Annotated in this window: 17 protein-coding genes; 2 read left to right on the plus strand and 15 right to left on the minus strand. The window is 37.2% G+C overall.

Annotation, left to right across the window (positions count from 1 at the left end; translation table 11 throughout):
* Positions 1–144 precede the first annotated feature (144 nt).
* From ACFSO7_RS13245 to ACFSO7_RS13310, 14 genes are all read right to left on the minus strand, one after another.
* The gene (locus ACFSO7_RS13245) at positions 145–1,596 is read right to left on the minus strand and encodes a PAS domain-containing sensor histidine kinase (protein WP_377877801.1); all 1,452 of its coding nucleotides are present in this window, start codon (positions 1,594–1,596) and stop codon (positions 145–147) included.
* Between the two features lie 149 nt (positions 1,597–1,745).
* A complete protein-coding gene (locus ACFSO7_RS13250) occupies positions 1,746–3,239 on the minus strand; it encodes a serine hydrolase domain-containing protein (protein WP_377877802.1) in 1,494 nt (497 codons plus the stop codon).
* An 83-nt stretch (positions 3,240–3,322) separates the two neighbouring features.
* Complete coding sequence (locus ACFSO7_RS13255) at positions 3,323–3,979, minus strand: response regulator transcription factor (protein WP_377877803.1); 657 nt, start codon at positions 3,977–3,979, stop codon at positions 3,323–3,325.
* 4 nt (positions 3,980–3,983) lie between these two features.
* The gene (locus ACFSO7_RS13260) at positions 3,984–5,135 is read right to left on the minus strand and encodes a sensor histidine kinase (protein ID WP_377877804.1); all 1,152 of its coding nucleotides are present in this window, start codon (positions 5,133–5,135) and stop codon (positions 3,984–3,986) included.
* A gap of 454 nt (positions 5,136–5,589) precedes the next feature.
* Positions 5,590–6,348 (minus strand): type I 3-dehydroquinate dehydratase, encoded by a 759-nt coding sequence (aroD, locus tag ACFSO7_RS13265; RefSeq protein WP_377877805.1) that lies wholly within the window; start codon positions 6,346–6,348, stop codon positions 5,590–5,592.
* 122 nt (positions 6,349–6,470) lie between these two features.
* Positions 6,471–6,839: a response regulator transcription factor gene (locus ACFSO7_RS13270; protein ID WP_377877806.1), complete on the minus strand. Its 369-nt coding sequence runs from the start codon at positions 6,837–6,839 to the stop codon at positions 6,471–6,473.
* A gap of 215 nt (positions 6,840–7,054) precedes the next feature.
* Positions 7,055–7,954, minus strand: a complete 900-nt coding sequence (nikC, locus tag ACFSO7_RS13275; protein WP_377877807.1) for a nickel transporter permease — start codon at positions 7,952–7,954, stop codon at positions 7,055–7,057.
* A gap of 18 nt (positions 7,955–7,972) precedes the next feature.
* A complete protein-coding gene (locus ACFSO7_RS13280) occupies positions 7,973–8,980 on the minus strand; it encodes an ABC transporter permease (protein ID WP_377877808.1) in 1,008 nt (335 codons plus the stop codon).
* Positions 8,981–9,057: 77 nt separating this feature from the next.
* Positions 9,058–10,677, minus strand: coding sequence for an ABC transporter substrate-binding protein (locus tag ACFSO7_RS13285; RefSeq protein WP_377877809.1), 1,620 nt, complete (start codon positions 10,675–10,677; stop codon positions 9,058–9,060).
* A 50-nt stretch (positions 10,678–10,727) separates the two neighbouring features.
* Positions 10,728–11,693: an ABC transporter ATP-binding protein gene (locus ACFSO7_RS13290; RefSeq protein ID WP_377877810.1), complete on the minus strand. Its 966-nt coding sequence runs from the start codon at positions 11,691–11,693 to the stop codon at positions 10,728–10,730.
* Positions 11,674–12,687: an ABC transporter ATP-binding protein gene (locus ACFSO7_RS13295; RefSeq protein WP_377877811.1), complete on the minus strand. Its 1,014-nt coding sequence runs from the start codon at positions 12,685–12,687 to the stop codon at positions 11,674–11,676. Before ACFSO7_RS13295 ends, ACFSO7_RS13290 begins: the two co-directional genes overlap by 20 nt.
* A 217-nt stretch (positions 12,688–12,904) precedes the next feature.
* Positions 12,905–13,501 (minus strand): TetR/AcrR family transcriptional regulator, encoded by a 597-nt coding sequence (locus ACFSO7_RS13300; protein WP_377877812.1) that lies wholly within the window; start codon positions 13,499–13,501, stop codon positions 12,905–12,907.
* 126 nt (positions 13,502–13,627) lie between these two features.
* Positions 13,628–14,344, minus strand: a complete 717-nt coding sequence (locus ACFSO7_RS13305; protein WP_377877813.1) for an alpha/beta fold hydrolase — start codon at positions 14,342–14,344, stop codon at positions 13,628–13,630.
* 28 nt (positions 14,345–14,372) lie between these two features.
* The gene (locus tag ACFSO7_RS13310) at positions 14,373–15,047 is read right to left on the minus strand and encodes an SGNH/GDSL hydrolase family protein (RefSeq protein WP_377877814.1); all 675 of its coding nucleotides are present in this window, start codon (positions 15,045–15,047) and stop codon (positions 14,373–14,375) included.
* A gap of 280 nt (positions 15,048–15,327) precedes the next feature.
* Between ACFSO7_RS13310 and pepF the strand changes: the two genes are divergently transcribed.
* Complete coding sequence (gene pepF / locus ACFSO7_RS13315; RefSeq protein ID WP_377877815.1) at positions 15,328–17,142, plus strand: oligoendopeptidase F; 1,815 nt, start codon at positions 15,328–15,330, stop codon at positions 17,140–17,142.
* 98 nt (positions 17,143–17,240) lie between these two features.
* Here the strand turns inward: pepF and ACFSO7_RS13320 are convergent, their stop codons facing one another.
* The gene (locus ACFSO7_RS13320; RefSeq protein ID WP_377877816.1) at positions 17,241–18,476 is read right to left on the minus strand and encodes an MFS transporter; all 1,236 of its coding nucleotides are present in this window, start codon (positions 18,474–18,476) and stop codon (positions 17,241–17,243) included.
* A gap of 110 nt (positions 18,477–18,586) precedes the next feature.
* Between ACFSO7_RS13320 and ACFSO7_RS13325 the strand changes: the two genes are divergently transcribed.
* Positions 18,587–20,362 carry an ABC transporter substrate-binding protein gene (locus tag ACFSO7_RS13325; protein WP_377877817.1) on the plus strand — a complete coding sequence of 592 codons (1,776 nt, stop codon included), beginning with the start codon at positions 18,587–18,589 and terminating at the stop codon, positions 20,360–20,362.
* Positions 20,363–20,502: the final 140 nt, after the last annotated feature.

Below are 20,502 nucleotides of genomic sequence, written 5' to 3' on the forward strand. Positions count from 1 at the left end.
CACTTGTTACGGGAAATTGGAGATTTTTCCTTTGGAGTCTTCTACCTGGATTTATAGCTACAATGAGTGCATTCTTTGGTCCTAATAGACGGAATAAGAAATGAATCAAGAAGCAGGAGCATTTAGCTCCTGCCTCTTTTTCATTCATAAACACTCCAAATCCACCCTCACAGTCGTTCCTTTTCCAATAACACTTTCTATTTTCATTGTTCCATTGTGTTCTTGGATAATTTTATTACTGACTGTAAGTCCAAGGCCAATTCCTCTATCCTTTGAAGTATAGAAGGGTGTTCCTAAATACTGCATGAGCTCTGTTTCTATTCCAACACCTTCATCAGTAAAGTTGATTTCCACTCTCGTATTTTCCAGCTTTTGAACGTAAATTGAGACGTTCCCCCCATTTGGCATGGATTCAATTGCATTTTTTAAAATGTTAACAAATACTTGTTTTAATTGATGTGGACTGCAAAGTAGTTCAATCGCATCTTGAAAATCAAATTTAATTTGAACATTATGCAATAATGCTTGTGGATGAAGAATAGTAATCGTACTTTCGATAATTGATTGGAGGTTTTCTCTCTCAAATTGAATAGCCTGTGGTTTTGCCAATGACATAAACTCATTCACAATCATATCGATTCGATCCAATTCATTTGTAATGATCGATAAATATTCTTTTTGTTTCACATTATCTTTCATATTTCTCATTAATTTAGAAAATCCTTTAAGAGACGTCAACGGATTTCGGATTTCATGAGCCACTCCAGCAGCCAATTGCCCAACAATCGAGAGACGATCTAAATTTCGGAGAGCAGCATCATTTCTTACCCGTTCAGTAATATCTCTACCAACTGAAACAAAGGATTCAATTTCATTTTGATCATTATAAATAGGTGTCATATTGTACTCAGCGTAAATAATTTTATTATCTGCCGTGATTAGCTTTTTTTGAAAAATTTGCGGCTCCCCTGTTTCAAATAATTTCTGAGTGATCCTTTTATAGGATTCTATTTCTTCAGGTAGGAATAACTCAATTTCATCCCTACCGATTAATTCTTCAGCGTTTATTCCCTTCACATTTGTATAAGATGGGGAGGCATATAAAATTTTTCCATCTTTCGAAATCAATTTGATCATATCTGTTGTATTTTCAGTAATTAATTTATACAGTTCACGAGTTTTATTTAATTCTCTCTCCAATGTCTTCGAGGCGGTAATATCACGATATACAGCAATAATAGCAATAATTTCACCGGAAGAATTTCGAAAAGGAGAATACGAAACGGCGATATCTAATTCAGTGCCGTTTTTATGATTTCGTTTAGAAATCAGATTGATGAATGATTGACCATTTTTCACTTGTTCAATTATATCAATCACAGTTTTCGGGTTAGGAAATTCATTAAATCTTCGCCCTATGACATCTTCCTCTGTATAACCGAAAAGTTTTGTGTACATATGATTTATACGAATGAAACGATTTTCCAAATCAACAATCGTCATTCCATCAGGTGTACAGTTAAGGAATAAATCAATAATTTCATCTGGGTGTAAAGACTCATTCACATCTCCAAAAATCGGGAAGTTTATTGTCATAAAGATCACTCCAAACCCTTCAAATAGTATTACTCTATTTTACAGAATTTTATGAAACATAAAAAGAAGTATTTCGCTTTTAACAAAAATAAGAACGCCCTCCCCTCCCTTTAGATTTTTGTCTAAAAGAAGCAAATGGCGCCTTCATTTTAACTATATTTAGAAACTTTGATTTTTCTATTAAGTATCCAACTGACTATTATTTGTAACTTACAAATTCCGATGGCGAAAATGAAGAATAGAGAGATTAATAGTACAGTTATTAAATCTGGTTGAACTGCCGTTACAACACTCCATTTCGGCAAGTTTAGAACTTTAGGCAAAGCTAAGTAGATCATGGCTGGAACAACTATTTGGAATACTCCCCATAAAAATTTCCATATGTTTAATGGAAGAAAATTACGTTTAAATTTTCTTAATCGAAAGAAAGTCCCTCCTATTAAGAGTAAAATACCGATAATTACCCCATCAGCTATAAGGTAAAATTGCTGAAATGATTTTTTAGTAGCTTGTGAGGCAGGTTCCTTATCTGCAAGTAAACGAATGACGCCTTCAGTAATGTCATGTACACTACCTGGTGCATAATTGTTATTCGTATTTGAAAGGATCACAATGGCTTCCTTTGTTTCAGGAATGATATACATATCTGATTGTCCAACCGATGGAAGATCTCCAGCGTGACCAATAACATTTATTCCATCAAGATTTCGGCTAAACCAGCCCATTGCATAATCTCCATAATATTTTCCACCCATGATCATTTTTGCCTTTGAAGAAGGGGTCTGGAGCTTCTTCATTCCATCAGTTGAAAGTAAAGAAGAGCCATTCATAAAAGCTAAAACATATTTCCCCAAATCTTTCACACTAGATACCATATAACCACTAGCTAAAAAGTTCGGAAGATCATCCATAAATGTTTTTGCAGGATAGTGTAATCCGAACCATGGCGAAAACCCTTTTGAAAGTCCAAATCTTTTCGCTTCTTTTACAGACGTAAAGCTTTGACTCATATTTAGCGGCTTTAAAATATACTGATCAATATAGTCTTCTAAAGACAAACCTGAAACCTTTTCAACGATTAACCCTAAACTAAGATAATTAAAATTCGCATACTCGAACTTTTCACCAGCTGGATGCGAAGTCTCCACTATTTTTAATAGTTTCACCGTCTCTTCTAGTGACTTATTTTTCAATTGGTCCCCTAGCTCCATATCAGCCATTCCAGGTATTCCACTCACTTGGTTCAGCAAATGCTGGACAGTGATTTTGTCCGATTTCTCTTTGTCCTTTAGCTGAAATGAGGGAATGTACTGGGTAACAGGTGCTTGAAGATTTATACTCCCTTTTTCAACGAGTTGCATTATAGCAAGAGCTGTAAAGGATTTACTTAATGATCCAATTCTTATTGGGGTGCTAGTTTTCATTGCTCTTCCTAAATCTGCTTTACCTAAAGCATTCATATGAACAATTTTATCATCTTTAATAATGGCATAAGACAAACCAACAATAGATTGCTCCTTCATTTGCTTTTTCACATAGTGATCAATCTTTTGAAATTGATCCCCTTCTGCAAAGACTGGGCTAATAGTACAAGTTATACTCATTAATAAATAGATCAAAATAACAAAAATTCTTTTTAACATTAATTACGCACGCTCCTCAGGTCACTTATGGAATCATTATCCACTAGAAAAAAAATGATCCATAGTGACTGTGGTCATAACTTTTAGATAATCCCTTCTTGCCTTGCCATCATTGCTAATTTCACCCGATCATGTATGTCAAATTTAGAGTAAATATTAGAAATGTAATTTTTAACCGTCCCCTCCGATAAATACAAATTAGCTGCAATTTCCGCATTATTAAGACCGTCAGCAAGTTTTTTTAGTACTTCTAGTTCACGCTCTGTTAAGCTATAAGGGTTCACAGCCTTTTTTTGACTCGATGCCACCGAGGCAACTGGCTGCATTTTTTCAATCATTAGTTGAGCGATTTCTTTCGAAATGAGAGTTCCCCCATGAAAAATTAATTTCATTCCAGCGATTAAATCATTCGGTTCTATTGCCTTTAATAGATAGCCTTCAGCTCCAGCACTAAGTGCTTCAGTTACATAGTTAATTTCTTGGAAAGTCGTCAAGATGATGACTCTAATGTTCGGCCATTTCTGCTTAATTACCTTAGTCGCCTCGACTCCATCCATGATTGGCATCCTAATGTCCATTAGGACGATGTTTGGTTGATGGTCAGAACATATTTGAATCGCCTCTTGTCCATTACCCGCTAATCCAATAGTTTCGATGCCTTCATCCATTTCAAAAACATCATTTAAGCTCTCACGAATCATTTCTTGGTCATCTACAATTAGCAATTTTATAAGACTCATATAGTTATCTCCTTGGAATATAACAGACAAGCTCCGTACCTATTCCTTTTTCTGAATGGATTGTCATTTCTCCTTGTAGCCGCTCTATTCTTTCCTTCATACTCATTAGCCCGAAACCCCAGCTTTGTTCATCCATCCCTATTCCATTATCTTTTATTTTCATCGCTAAAAAATCTGCTTGGAAATCGATCTTGATTTCCATTACACTTGCCTCACCATGATTCTTCGCGTTAGTTAACGTTTCTTGTAAACACCGAATAAGTGTTAATTTTGTAGGAAGGGGTACCTCGTATTCTTGGCCTAAAATCCGAATGGAGATGACAGTATTCGTATGGTTACCGAAATCTTTCGCTAACCTAGTCAAAGTTTCAGATAGTAGTGTGTCCTCTTCATCTAGCGCTCTATCATGAATATTTTTCCGAATCTCATCTAAACCTTCCTTTGTTAGTTTTCGAAGACGTCTTAACCGCTCTAATGCTTTATCGTAATTTGCCTTCTGAATATTTGAAGTTACTCCATCCATTCCAATAATCACAGACGTGAAAGTGTGCCCCATTGTATCGTGTATTTCTTTAGCCATCCGGTCTCTTTCTTGAAGAAGAGTTAAACTTTCCACCTTCTGTGCGTATAGTTCCAACGCTTTATTCTGTTCTTGAATCAACATATATTGTTCCTCGTTCCTTTTTAACAAAACTACCATTCTATTAAAAGCAAAACCCAGTCCTACTGCGATTGCGTTATTTAAAATATGGGTTAGGGAAACGATCACCATCGAAGGAATTAGAAAAACCCCCGCTAATGGGATCAACAGTGTACCAAGAGCTGCACCCCACCAGACGAATCGTTTTGAATAATTAAAACCTAATATGACAGCTGGAATCAGCAAGATCGAAGAATCCGTTTTTTCAAAAATGAAGAGGTAAACATAAAGACTGCCTGTTATTCCTAGTTCAAGTATGGGATATCCAATTTTCTTTCTAGGAATAAATTGCGGAACCACATATGATGTAATTAACCAAATGATTATACCGATCACTGGGACCACCATCTGATGGAATTCTGGTTTATAGATAAAAATGATCATCCATATTAAAAACCAAAAACCTCTAATCACCGTAAAAACATGATCCACCCATGATTGCTTGAAAAGTTTCATTGTTTCACCCTTTTTGTAGTTAGTATTTATACATTCTTTACGGCTGTGGTTAATTCTTTTTTTACATTTAGTTCATTTTGTGGATAACATTGTATTGAAGCTAATCATTTTTATTTTTATCCTGTTGATAACTATTCCACCAGTCCATTTCTCCACATTTATTGTAGATAACTAGAGAACAATTGTAGATAAAGTGATAAGATGGTGATTTATTACCTGAGTACATGAATAATCACTGTGGATAAAAAAGAGGGCAGATTTAAGGGGAATTCATGGTTACTGTTTTCGAGAAAAATACAAGTTTAGGGCTTCATGAGAGGCTCATGGTAACCATTTTTGAGATAAATACTAGGAAACAGTCAACATAAAAGGTTCATAGTGACCATAATTAAGCAAAAACATGATTTTACGGACATCAAGAGAGGTCCTTGATGTCCGCAAATTGCCAAAAAGTTCACAAATATTTATGTATCAAGTTGATTGTTTCTCTTAATTCCGCGACTTCTACTTGACCTGGTGCAGATGCTTTTTTTGCTGCTCCAAATGTGATGGCTGAGCCAAAAATTTCTCCTGCAAGCCGGCTAATAACTCCTTTACCAGTCATCGACATAGTAATAATGGGTCTATCTGCATACTGCTCGTACATGATATGAGTTGCCTCAAGCAATGTTAATATATCCGCAGTACTTTGCGGCATTACCGCAATTTTTGGTAGATCTCCCCCCATTTCCTGGGCCTTTCTTAGACGTGAGACGATTTCCTCTTTTGAAGGAGTTTTTTCAAAATCATGATTCGAAATGATCACAAATACTCCATTTGTATGGGCCAGCTCAATTAGATCATTCGCTGCATTACTAAATAACTCCACATCAATAAGATCCACTTGACCCGTTTCGATCATTGCTTTGTTCAATGCAACATAATAATCCGCGTCGACTTCCTTTTCTCCGCCTTCCTTCGTGCTACGGAATGTAAAAACAAGTGGAACATCTATTAATATCGCTCGGATAGCCGCTAAAGCCTCTTCGACTTTTTCTATCTTCTTAACTTCTTCAAAAAAATCGACTCGCCACTCAACAATATCTAGATCAAGCTTCTGAACCGTCTTTGCTTCTTCTTGTAATTCCTCCAAAGAACCCCCAATGATCGAAACACAAATTTTCGGTAAACCCTCACCAATGGTAATTCCTTTTACGGTCACCGTTTTTATCATCTTCCGCCTCACACCTTCTATTATTTTATAAAACGGTAACAAAATCTCCAGTGCATTATATATATTAATTCATAATATACCCAACCTAATACAAAAAAGACCGGCTTTAAATGCAGTCTTTTTTAGATTTTATTAGATTCTAGTATTTCTTTAATTCTTTTGACAAACTGTGCAGGGCTAAATGGCTTAAAAATATAATCTGTTGCTCCCATTTGGATTCCTTGTGTCCGTTCGCTAAAACCGCCCTCAACCGTCAGAATCACAATGGGTGTTGCCTTGACCTTTCGCAATTCCTTAAGGACGGTTAATCCATCTTTACCCGGCATTAATATATCGAGGATAATTAAATCATAATCATTCATAAGTCCTTTTTCTAACGCTTCAGCCCCATTATCAACTTCTTCTATAAGATAATTTTCCCTTTTTAAATACATACATAATAATTGACGTAATACTTCTTCATCTTCAGCAATTAGAATTTTCGGTTGCATACGAAGTCTCTCCCCAGAACAAACATTATTCTAATCATAATCATAGGAAATTGAAAGTTCAATATATATTTATCTTGAAAGATTCTAAAAAAGGTGCCTGCACAATAAGTGCATGACACCGAAATTTCGTTCCAGTCTAGAATCAGTTAGGAACCCCCATCCAATACTAATGTATTCATAACAAAAGAATAGGAGACTCACCAAGGAGCCTCCTTTTATTGCTTCATTTTTGGATCGAGAACATCCCTTAAACCATCTCCCATTAAGTTGAAGCCAAGAACAACTAACATGATCGCAACCCCTGGAAAAAATAATGTCCATGGCGCTTGCATCAAATATTGTTTTGAGTCAGATAGCATTTTCCCCCATTCTGGTTCGGGAGCTTGTGCACCTAATCCAAGGAATCCAAGTGCGGCGGCTTCAATGATTGCTGTGGCAATTGCTAATGTAGCTTGAACAATCACTGGTGATACACTGTTCGGTAATATATGGCGGAAAAGAATACGTGTATCCTTCATTCCAACAGCTCTAGCTGCCATAATATATTCTTCTTGTTTTACACTCAGAACTTTCGACCGCACTAGTCGTCCGAAATTTGGAATATTGATCACCGCAATGGCAATAAGCGCATTTTGTAATGATGGACCAAGAATAGCGACTACTGCGATCGCTAATAGAATACTTGGAAAAGCAAGCATAATATCAAAAATCCGCGAAATAATGGCATCGATCCAACGTCCATAATATCCAGCCACAATTCCTAATGTCGTTCCGGCAACTACTGAGCCCAATACTGAAAAGAATCCAACCCATAATGATATTCTAGCTCCATAAACAATACGCGAAAAAATATCTCTTCCAAAGTCATCAGTTCCAAACCAATGATCACTTGATGGTGGAAGTAATCTTTTTGGTAAATCAACACCTTTATAGCTATATGGCGCAATCCATGGTGCGATAATGGCTACGATGATAAAAAAGATTACAATTCCTAAACCAATTAAAGCTAAACGGTTTTTACAAAAAGACAACCATGCTTCTTTCCATGGAGGTATCAGTTTTTCTTCAGCGGTTATCGGTTGAATATGTGCTGTGTTTTTTGCAAGTTCAGCCACTCTAGATCCCTCCTCCTACTATTTATTGTATTTAATTCTTGGATCGACTAAGACATAAAGTAAATCGACAACCAAGTTAATTAATACAAAGATGGCTGCGATGATCAGTATCCCAGACTGAATGACAGGGTAATCACGGTAGGCTATCGCATCATATAAGTATCTTCCAATTCCCGGCCAACCAAAGATCGTTTCTGTTAGAATAGCTCCTCCTAGAAGAAGTCCCATTTGTAAACCGATGATCGTAAGAACGGGGATAATGGCATTTTTTAAGGAATGCTTATAAACAACCCAGAACATTCTAAGTCCTTTTGCTCTAGCTGTTCGGATATAATCTGATTTCATGACCTCTAACATCGTTGCACGAGTCATTCTCGCAATGATCGCCATCGGAATCGTGGCAAGAGCGTTACTTGGTAAAACGAGGTGCTTAATGACCGTACCAAATTGATCGTATCTACCTTGAAGCAGTGTATCAATCAAATATAGATTGGTAACAGCCGTTACTGGGTCCCGGACATCATTTCTTCCCGTTGTTGGGAACCACCCTAATTCTATAGAGAATGCCCATTGCTCCATTAATCCTAACCAAAAGATTGGCATGGAAACACCGATTAGGGCAAGTACCATAGCAACATAGTCAAACCATGATTTGGAAAACCAAGCGCTAATAATTCCCGCGTTTACACCAATAATGATAGCAATAACCATGGCTACAACGGTCAGTTCAACAGTTGCCGCTAAGAAAGGCCATACTTCTTCATTAATTGGTCCTCTAGTCCTTAAAGAGGTTCCTAAATCTCCATGAATCAATGCATTTAAATAGTCAAAATATTGTATGTACCATGGCCTGTCCAATCCTAATTCCTTAGTTAAAGATGCAATCGATTCTGCCGTTGCTCTCTGTCCAAGAATGACTTGGGCAGGATTTCCTGGAATGGCATGAATAATAGCAAAAACAACGAGAGTCATCCCTAACAAGACAGGTATTAATGAGAGTATACGGCGGACGGAATAAGTAAACATCTTTTCACCTCTTTATGCTGAATTACCTGTTTCGTTAACAAAAGGGGAGGCAAAGCTCCCTCCCCTTTTTGCCCTTACTATTTGAATTCCACCTTAGTCATTGCTTCAGAACCAGTTGGATGTGGTAAGTAGTTTGCAACATCTTTACCAGCTGCTAATAATGGAATGGAGTGAACAAGTGGTACCCAAGGAGCATCTTCATGGATGATTTCTTGAGCTTTCTTGTAAAGTTCGTTACGTGTAGCTTGATCTGTTTCTGTTTGCGCTTGAATTAAAACTTCGTGTAGTTCGTCACTGCTATAGTGAGCATTGTTGTTACTTCCAATGCTATCTTTGTCTAACAATGTGTATAAGAAGTTATCTGGATCTCCATTGTCACCAGTCCAACCAAGCATGAAGGCATCAAATTCACCTGCAGTTGCTTTATCTAAATAAGTTGCCCAGTCAACAGATTGGATTTTTGCAGTCACACCGATTTCAGCTAAGCTTGCTTGAATAACTTCTGCTACCTTCATTGCTTCAGGCATGTATGGGCGAGCTACAGGCATTGCCCATAAGTCCATTTCAAATCCTTTTGCATATCCTGCTTCAGCAAGTAATGCTTTTGCTTTTTCAAGATCATATGGATATGGTTCAACTGCATCGTTATATCCTTCAATGGCAGGTGGCATTGCATTTACTGCTGGAACTGCCTTTCCACCATAGAATGCGTCAATGATTGCTTGTTTATCGATAGCATGGTTAATCGCTTGACGAACTAATTTATTATCGAATGGTTTACGAGTGTTTGTTAAACCGATGTAACCAACGTTCATTGATGGACGTTCAATTACTTGTAAATTTTCGTTTGCTAAAACTGTCGCTTCATCAGAGTTATTTAATCCATCCATAACATCAATTTCGCCATTTGCAAGAGCGTTCAAACGAGCAGTGTTTTCAGGAATAACTCGGTAAATAACCTTGTTTAACTTCGGTAAGCCTTCTTGCCAGTACTCAGGGTTCTTTTCAAGTGTGATAGTATCGTTTTGTTTCCACTCAACAAATTTGAATGGTCCAGTACCTACTGGATTTGCTCTGAAATCAGCGCCGTATTTTTCAACTGCAGTTGGGCTAGCTATTCCAAATGGAGACATAGCTAAATTTTTCAAGAAAGGAGCTTGTGGTCTTTTCAGAACGAACTTAACTGTATTTGCGTCTACAGCTGTTACTTCTTTAATAACATGGCCTTCATCTGCCTTATATCCACCAAACATTGTGTAATAAGGGAAGTCCTTTTCGTTCCCATTCATCCAACGGTTAAAGTTGAATACAACTGCATCTGCATTAAAGTCTGTTCCATCATGGAATTTAACACCTTGACGTAGTTTGAATGTGTAAGTTAGTCCATCCTCTGTAACTTCCCAATCTTCTGCAAGTCCAGGGTTGATGGTTGTATCTTGATCACCAAATGCTACTAAATTTTCAAAAATATTTTCTGTAACTTTGAACGTTTCACCTTCCGTTGTTGTGATTGGATCTAATGAAACTGAATCCCCACCACGGCCATACACAAGTGTATCTTTCTTCGGCTTCTCGTTTTCTGTAACTGGTTCCTTTTTGTCGTCGCTATTTTGGTTTGTTTTGCTATTACAACCAACTAGAAACATACTGATTGCTAGTAATGCAACTAGCAACATTTTAAACCTGTTTTTCTTCATAAGCATTCTTACCCCCTGTATCTTTTTTTATATATCATCAATGCAGCATGTTACTTATATAAGTGACATGCGACAAAATGACCGTTCAAATTGCTTTCGTCTGGTCTCGTTGTTTTGCAAATATCCATTACTTGTGAGCATCTTGTATGAAAAGCGCAGCCCGAAGGAGGGTTTGCAGGGCTTGGAAGTTCTCCTTCGATTAAAATCGTTTCCCTCTTAATATCCGGGTCTGGAATAGGAACGGCTGAGAGCAGTGCTTTTGTATATGGATGCTTAGGATTTTCGTATAGCTCTTCACTTTCCGCTAGCTCTATTAATCTACCTAAATACATCACGCCAACACGGTCGCTTATATGTCGCACCACGCCTAAATCATGTGCAATAAATATGTAGGTAAGCTGAAACTCTTTTTGAATATCCTTCATTAAGTTAAGAACTTGCGCTTGGATGGAAACATCAAGTGCTGACACTGGTTCATCAGCGATAATAAGCTTTGGTTTCGTCATCAGTGCTTTTGCAATCCCAATCCGCTGACGCTGACCTCCACTGAATTGATGAGGATAACGCTTTGCGTGATAACTACTTAGTCCGACTACTTCGAGCATCTCTTGGACTTGCTTCTTTCTTTCCTCTTTTGTCCCAATTCCGTGTACAATGAGTGGTTCCTCAAGGATTTTTTCAATAGAATGACGAGGATTTAAGGAAGCATAAGGATCTTGAAATACCATTTGAATATCACGACGCGTTTTTCTTAACTCTGATTTTGACATTCTCGTGATTTCTTTATCTTCAAAAGTGATTTTTCCGTCACTTGCTTCAATCAACCGCATCAACAGTCGCCCAGTTGTCGACTTACCACAACCACTTTCTCCAACAATCCCTAATGTTTCCCCTTTTTTTACGAAAAAGGAGACATCATCAACTGCCTTCACTTCTCCTACTTTTCTTCCTAACACACCACCTGTAATTGGGAAGTATTTTTTCAAACCGTTAACTTCAAGAAGTAACTCCGACATGTATGTCACTCCCCTCTTTCAATGTATGTAAGAAACATCGTATTTCATGTCCTTGTTTTTCTGATTTGTATAATTCAGGTGATTCTTCATGGCATCTTTCGATAGCTTCAGCACAACGTGCAGCAAATCGGCAGCCTTTCTGTATCGTACCTGGTGCAGGAACATTTCCAGGGATGCTGTACAAACGATCCTTTTTCCCCCTTAAGTCTGGCACTGATTTTAATAGACCCTTCGTATAAGGGTGCTTTGGATTCTTTAGAATCGTTCGAACGTCTCCTTGTTCGACAATTTGACCGGAGTACATGACAATCACTCGTTCACAGATTTCAGCAACAACCCCTAAATCATGTGTGATAAGAATGATGGATGTATCGGTTTTCTTGTTCAAATCCTTCATTAAGGCTAGAATCTGTGCTTGTATGGTTACATCCAGAGCAGTTGTTGGCTCGTCCGCAATAAGTACTTTGGGATTACACGCCATCGCCATTGCAATCATGACCCTCTGTCTCATCCCACCTGACAACTGGTGCGGATGCTCCTTTAGAATTCCTTCTGCTCGTGGAATTCCGACTAGCTTTAGTAATTCGATGCATCGAACTTTTATTTCCGCTTTTGAAAGATCAGTATGTAATCGAATAGCCTCCATTAACTGGTTTCCAATTGTAAACAGTGGATTTAAGGAAGTCATTGGTTCTTGGAAAATCATTGATATTTGATTCCCACGAATTTTTCTCCACTCTTTCTCAGAAAGGTTATTCAAATCCTTTCCATCGAAGGTAAGCTGCGCAGCCTCAATTTTGCCTGGCGGGGAAGGAATGAGTCCCATCGTAGTCAAGGACGTAACGCTCTTACCACTCCCTGATTCACCCACGATTCCTAGAATTTCCCCCTCTTTTAATTCAAAACTAATTCCATCCACAGCAGGTACGTATCGCTTTCCAGATTGAAACGACACTTTTAAGTCCTTTATTCGAAGAATAGGTTCTTTATTCACCACTTCACCGCCTATTTTTTCTAAAATATCAAATAATTGTTACAATTCAGTAAATATTATGACTAATATTACACATAATATTTAGAAAATTCAATCGAAATTTGACGATAAAAGAAAATAAATTATCAAAACTAAAAAAACTTTAGCGCATTAACGTATCGGGGGTCTGACCCCCGATACGTTAATGCGCTAAAGCAATTAGTTTTTAAGCAATATTTTATTTACTTTCTTCTCTACATGCTAATCCTAGCCAGTAGTCGTTCCAGAAGGAGCCGATGGATTCTTCATTGATTCCAGGTACTACTAACATCCAAGATAATAAACCATCTCTCATTGCTCTGAACGACATTACTAACTTTGAAGGAATGTCTCTTCGAATGATTCCTTCGTCCATCGCGGACAAAAATATTTCTTCCATTTTCATTTGGAAAAATTGGTCTTTTTCTGTTAAATCCTTTAGGATAGTTCCCCTTATTTCAAGTGGACTTAAAAGAGTCATCTGACTCCAAAACATTTGTATTTCTGTATGATTGTAGTAAAACTTAATATAACCATCAAAAATATGTTGTAATTTATTTTGTACATCTAAGTCTTTTGCTTCTTCAAACAAGGTCTTATTCAGTTCTACATAATTTTGGACTAAATCAAAGTAAACGGCCATCAAAATTTCTTCTTTACCTTTAAAGTGTGAATATAACGATGCTTTATTCAGCCCCAAATCATCAGAAATATTTTTCATAGACGTCCCTGCGTATCCTTTTGTTGCAAAATGGGTGAGAGCAACTTTTTTAATTTTTTCTTTCGTTGAAATCATTTAAAGCACCTCAATATTTATATACAACCAACCATTTGGTAGTTTCACTTTAGCATGACACTATTTTTTTTACAACTTAATTCAAGTTTGACCTTTTAATTAGAAGTTCTCCTTACTTCTTCCAGACTATTTACTTAAACTATCTAAATAGGAAACTAGTAATTGTGGTTGAGACAAAAATGGTGAATGGTCTGCATCAAGTGTGAATACTTTTTCACATGGTGTGTTCGAATACATCTCCCTTTGAAATTCAATCGAGAGGGATCGATCTTTAAGCGTTTCTATATAGACCTTCCGAACGAACCCAAAGCATTCGTTAGTTAGACTTACTGGTGTCATAAAAGGTGCTAATGCTTGGTCACTATGTTTAATTTTCGCTTGTTGAAAATCTTCTTCTGTACATTCACCATAGAAATGCTCTTTTATTGCTTCTACATTTAACTTGAAATACGTTTGATCCTCACTAATGGAAATCGGTAAAGGAAGTGCCTTCTGATTTCTTTCATTCATTTGTAAAAATGTTTGACCATCTTCCGGAAGAAGTGCCGCAACATAAACAAGCAAATCAATCTTTTCAGAAATGTATTCCGCCACTTGTGAAATAACAAGCCCACCTAAGCTATGCCCAACTAAAATGACTTTTTCCAACTCATTTTCCAACAGCTTTTTTACATATTCGGTATAATGTTGCATTGTGACTACTGATGGAGAAGTCATATCCTTTCCATGAGAGGGTAAATCCACTGCTATGACGCGATGTCCTAATTCTTCTAATCTTGGCGCAACCTTTTCCCAACACCAGGCACCGCTAAATGCTCCATGAACCAATACAAATGTACTCATTTGATCTACTCCTTTTTTTCTGTGTATTTCAGACAATTTCCTTTAATAATTTTTCATAAAGATTCGCTACAATGTCTGCACCTTTACTATTGAGATGTACCCCGTCAAGGGTTAGATGTAGTCCCCTTTTTTGAGCCGCTTTATCCACTTGAAATCTCTTACGCATAAATAGAACATCTATTAAAACCTTCATAGGTTTGATCGAAATATAATCAGAACAATTTTTGTTTCTTACTTCATTAGCAAAGGTTTGATGCAAATCTAAAAAGGTCACTTCTGTATATTTCGAACTAATATCCTTTATCAGATTAGATAATTCTTTAAGCTCCCTATTCCACTGATTACCTACACGCTCTCCTATAAGCGCAGGTGATACAGTGATAACTTTCTTTGACCATGTTAGTGCAGTCTCAATTACTTTTTCATAAAAGTGTCTGAACTCCGTATGGCTTCTAACAACTGGGTGCTGTTTTACTCCCAAAACATTGGAATATAGATCATTCACTCCAATCCAAATAAAAGTTATGTCGTATTCAAAATCAATTTTCTCTTTCTCCATTCTCTTATACATACTGATTAAGGTGTCGCCAGGTTTACCATAGTTGGTAAACGAATTTTCAGGCATTCTTTGCTCTAATAGACTTGAAAAAGAAACCCCTGGTCTTCCTTCCGTAAGGCTATCTCCCCATAAAGCAATTTTCATGATGGACCTCCCTCGTATTAAAAGAAATAATTGGTCGCGACTTCTGTGATATTTAACTACCAACCGTTCGGTAGTTAAATATTATCATACGTTTCACTGTTTAACAATAATTTCTATCTCTTTTTTACAACCCTTTAGCGAATTAACGTACCGGGGGACTGACCCCCGGCACGTTAATTCGCTAAAGGAATGATTCTCAATCATTTTTCTTTTACTAAATATTCGAATAATATAAAATAGTTAGTGAGTCGAAGAATTATTATTAGAGGAGGAGTTTCAAATGGAAAAAACGGTAGAAAAACGGTTAAACCGATCGGAAGTACCTGTGGAACTGACATGGAATCTTGATGATTTATTTGTTTCGGATCAAGCTTGGAATACAGAATTAGAACAAATAGAGAAAGAGATTACAAATATTACGAAATATAAAAGTACTCTACATACTGGATCAAAAGCATTACTTGATTGCTTACTTGCTCAAGAACAGCTTTCAATGAGGCTAATAAAAGCTTGGACATTTGCTAGCTTACGACAATCAGCAGACGGAACGGACCCTATTAATCAAGCAAACTCTGCTAAGTTATCTGCACTTAGAACAAAAATGCTTGCTGCTGTTTCGTTTATTGATTCAGAAATTCTTGCACTCCCAGACGGTGTGATTGAAAAATTTATACAAGAAGAAAGAGAGCTTGAACCTTTCCAGAAAAATTTACAAGAGCTGCTTGCAAAGAAGCAACATACTCTTTCACCAGAAACGGAAGAAGCACTAGCTGCACTTGGTGAGGTTCTAAATGCTCCGCACCAAATATTTAGTATGAGTAAATTAACCGATATGCAGTTCTCATCTATTGAAGATGAAGAAGGCAATGAACTGCCTAACTCGTTTGCATTATTTGAAACTCGCTATGAATTTTCACCAAATACTTATGTACGCCGGAAAGCATATAAATCTTTCGTCAGTACGCTAAAGCAATATAAGAATACATTTGCCTCCACCTATGCAACAGAGGTCAAGAAGCAAGTAGCCCTTTCTCGTTTAAGAAAGTACGATTCGGTAACACAAATGCTATTAGAACCACAGCAGGTTACTGAGGATATATATCACAACCAACTTGATATTATGGTAAATGAGCTGGCACCTCATATGCGCCGATTCGCTCAACTAAAAAAACGAGTATTGGGACTAGATACATTACTTTTCTGCGACTTAAAAGCACCACTGGATTCAGATTTTAGTCCAAAGACCTCATACGAGGAAGCAAGCCAATTAATTTTAGAATCTTTAAAAGTAATGGGACCTGAGTACAGCGAGATTATGGAGCGCGGACTATCAGAAAGATGGGTAGACCTAGCAGATAATGTAGGTAAATCAACAGGTGCCTTCTGTTCAAGTCCATACGGGTCACATCCATATATTTTGATTACTTGGCAAAATACAATGCGAAATGTCTTCACTCTAGCTCATGAGTTAGGACATGCAGGTCATTTCTATTTAGCTAATAAAAACCAACGAATCATGAACACCCGTCCTTCTACCTATTTCGTTGAAGCACCTTCTACGATGAATGAAATGCTATTAGCGCAGCATTTACTTGCAGGCACAGAAGATAAACAAATGCGCCGCTGGGTGATTTTACAACTATTAGGAACGTACTACCATAACTTTGTCACACATGCCCTAGAAGGCGAATATCAACGAAGAGTGTATCAACTTGCTGAAGATGGAAAGGCTTTAACTGCCAATACGTTAACTGAAGTAAAAGGAGCTGTCCTAGCTGAATTCTGGGGCGATTCTGTGGAGCTTGATGAAGGGGCTAACCTAACATGGATGCGCCAACCACATTATTACATGGGATTATATCCATACACATATTCTGCTGGACTGACAGCATCTACTGCAGTAGCCCAAATGATCCAAGAAGAGGGCCATCCAGTCGTTGAAAGATGGTTAGATGTACTTCGTGCAGGTGGAACAATGAAGCCACTTGACTTATTAAAACACGCAGGAGTAGACATGTCTAAACCTGACGCCATTCGTAAAGCCGTTTCTTATGTGGGATCTCTCATTGACGAATTAATCCAATCCTACGAGTAAACACTTTAACATATTAATGCATGTGGGGTCAGTCCCTTGGCGCTTTAAAGCGCCAAGGGACTGACCCCCACCACGTTAATGTGGTAAAGAGTCATCTTTTATTTATTCCAAAGCTGACTAAACCGGCCTATGATGAAGATGAAAATGTTACCGATGAATGCCAATATGAAAACGAAACTTGGATTGGATAGGTCTGATATCCATCCTGCTGCAAAGATGGCGAATGGCATACCGAGTTTGAAAATCGATCCAGTAATACCGCTAATTCTACCAATCATGTGCTGCTCGGTAGACTCCTGGCGAAACGTCCAAACACAAACATTACTAATTGTGCCAAATAATCCATTCAACAAAAGACCCATTCCTACTAAAATGTAAATCTCCGAAAATAAGAATAGGTAGGAAAATCCGATTAAAAGAGTCGTTACCACGATGATTGGTCCCGTTGACCATCTCGCACGAACCTTTCCTACAATTAAACTACCAATCAATCCCCCTATTCCTGCAAATGACAATAGGAGACCAAGCTTCGCATCGGTTAATCTCAAAACATCCTTTGCATAGAAAATAACCGTAGTATCCACCATTCCAGCAGTGGAATTTAGAAAAACGACAGTAATCGTAATTAGCCAGAGTGTTTTATTCCGATATAACTCCACCCAACCTTCCCTTAACTCCTTCCAAAAACCTTTTTTGACTGAACGTGAACTAGATTCATCTGTTTTTAACAGCATAAGAATAAAAAAGGTAAATGAAAAGGCAACTGCAGTCATAAGTAACCCTAAATGAAGATTAGATAGCATTAAAATAACACCTGTGATTGCCGGCCCCATAATGCCAATCAAAGTAAAAATAAAATTAAAGGAAGCATTAGCTGAAGTCAACATCTCGTTCGGAAGTGATAGCTTGACGATACTTGCCCTTGCATTAAAGGAAGCATAGCTGAAAGTCATCAATAAAAAACCACAGCTATAAAACATAAGATTAGAAGTTTTACCATATTCAATCGAAAAAAACAGCCCAAATAAAATCAAAATTTGAAATAGTACTGCCCACAAATACCAGCGCTTTTTATGTGCTCGATCCACCAATACACCAATAAACATCGCCAAAAGGAGGTTTGGTAAAAATTCAATACCTCTCATCGTTGACATGACAACTGCTGAGTTTGTGTTTTGATACAAAATAAGTGGCAAGGCTAGCTCATATATTTTGCTACCTATTGAAAATATAGCACCAGAAATAAATAAGATAACAAAATTGGAATTTTGCCATACCGATGGTTGCGTTCCTTTCGTTAATGCATACATTCGCTTTTTCTCAGTCCATAGCATTTTGTTTCTTCCCCTTTACCAAATGGATAAGGAGAATTATACTTTTAGAAAAGAGGAAGAAAAAGTGAAAGGTTAGAAAAGGTATTTTCGCCTTTTCTAAAAAAACTAAGATGAATATAGAACAATACTACATATCGTTAAGAAAACATTTTCATTTTAGCCTGGATGGAGAGAGCTTTTCTGTATCCATGGATGAGTTGACGTGCGCTTTAAGTTGTACTCGAAGGAATGTCCAGTTAGTTTTAAAGAAAATGGTAGATAAAAACTTCATTCAATGGCAGCCTGGCAAAGGGAGAGGAAATCAATCTCAGATGACTTTTTTAATGCCATTAAATGAATTAATATTAGAAAAATCGAAACGCCTAGTTTTAGAGGGAAAACTGAATGAGGCTTGGATGCTAATAGAAAACCTTCAGATTCAACGAACTAAATACGAATTCTCAGAATGGTTATACCTACAGCTCGGATTTCAGCAGCATAGTGATGAGGAAGATGTCCTTCGCTTCCCGTTTTATCGACCTGTTCTAGACCTAGATCCTACTTTTGTACATCGACGAACAGAAGCGCATATCGTAAACCAAATTTTCAATACCCTAGTTTCCTTTGATGAAAAAACAAGACAAATCACACCTGAACTTGCCCATTATTGGGAAAGCAATCATGAACGGACAGTGTGGCGTTTCTACTTAAGAAGAGGGGTCCGATTTCATCATGGAAAGCTGATGTCCGCTGAAGATATTGCCTATTCTTTTCATCGCATTTTAAATGAAGCGAGCTTTGATAATATTAAATCCACCTTAAAAACAATAAAGATTCTCGGAAAACATTCGTTAGAGTTTATTTTACATGAACCCGATGTTTTATTTGTTCATTACCTTTGCTCAGAAAAATGTTCAATCATTCCTTCTGATCTCAATGAAATACAAAAAAGTAACTCTTTTACTAGGTACCCCATTGGCACAGGACCGTTTCAAGTAGGAGAAAATAATGAATCCGTACTTACACTTATCGCAAATGACCATTATTTTGAAGGAAGACCTCATCTCGACCGTATTGAGATGTGGATTTGGCCAAATTATGAGGAAAACCGTATGATTAGAAAACTTAAAGAAGATGATATTTATTATGGTGTTTTTCCTGTGGCAAAAGAATCCCATGTCCAATTAGAAAGCTGGGAAAAAGGAGCCACCTATTTATCCTTTAATAGGCAAAAAACGGGGCCACTTCAAGATGAATATCTTCGCTCAGCCATACATTTTGCACTTAATCGTGAAAAAATGATTGATGAATTACAAATTAAAGGAGTACCAGCAAATAGTTTTTTTCCTGAACAAAGTCGGAAAACATATAACAGTGAGGCTAATACTAAAAGAGCTCGCCAACTTATCAACGATTCGAATTATCGAGGAGAATCTCTTCAACTCTATACATATGAAATGCACAGTAATGAACAAAATGCAAAGTGGATTCAACAAGAGCTCCGCCCTTTAGGGATTCCAATTGAGATTGTTATTCTTCCCATAAAGGAATTTACGAAACAAAGAGTGCTTGAATCAGATTTAATCGTTGCCGGAGAGGTTCTTGGAACTCAAGAGGACATCTCTTTAATCGAAATGTTTATGTATTTAAATGGCTTTATTTATAATCATTTAGGAGAAGAACAGAGAAACTTAGTAAAGGAATTCATTTCATTATGTAAAAGAGAAGAACAAATGGAAAAGAGAATAGAATACTTAAACTGCATTCAAGAATCATTAAAAAAGGATCATAGCCTGTTATTTCTCTATCACGTACAGCAAACAGTCATGCACAACCATTCTTTACAGGGAATGTTATTGAACTCATGGGGAAAGGTTGATTATAAGAATATATGGTTAAAAAGATAACTCTTTTTTACTTAGGCCATGTTAAAGGACCGTGTTGTTTATGTGCACTGTTGATTGGAGCGGAAAGCAATATTCTACTTTAACAGAGCTTTTATTTAAAGCAAACAACGAGGCACCCCGTAATTCTGGATGGTACCTCG

The sequence above is a fragment of the Bacillus sp. CGMCC 1.16607 genome, from assembly GCF_042683745.1.
In the GTDB taxonomy this organism is placed as follows: Bacteria; Bacillota; Bacilli; order Bacillales; family Cytobacillaceae; genus Pseudoneobacillus.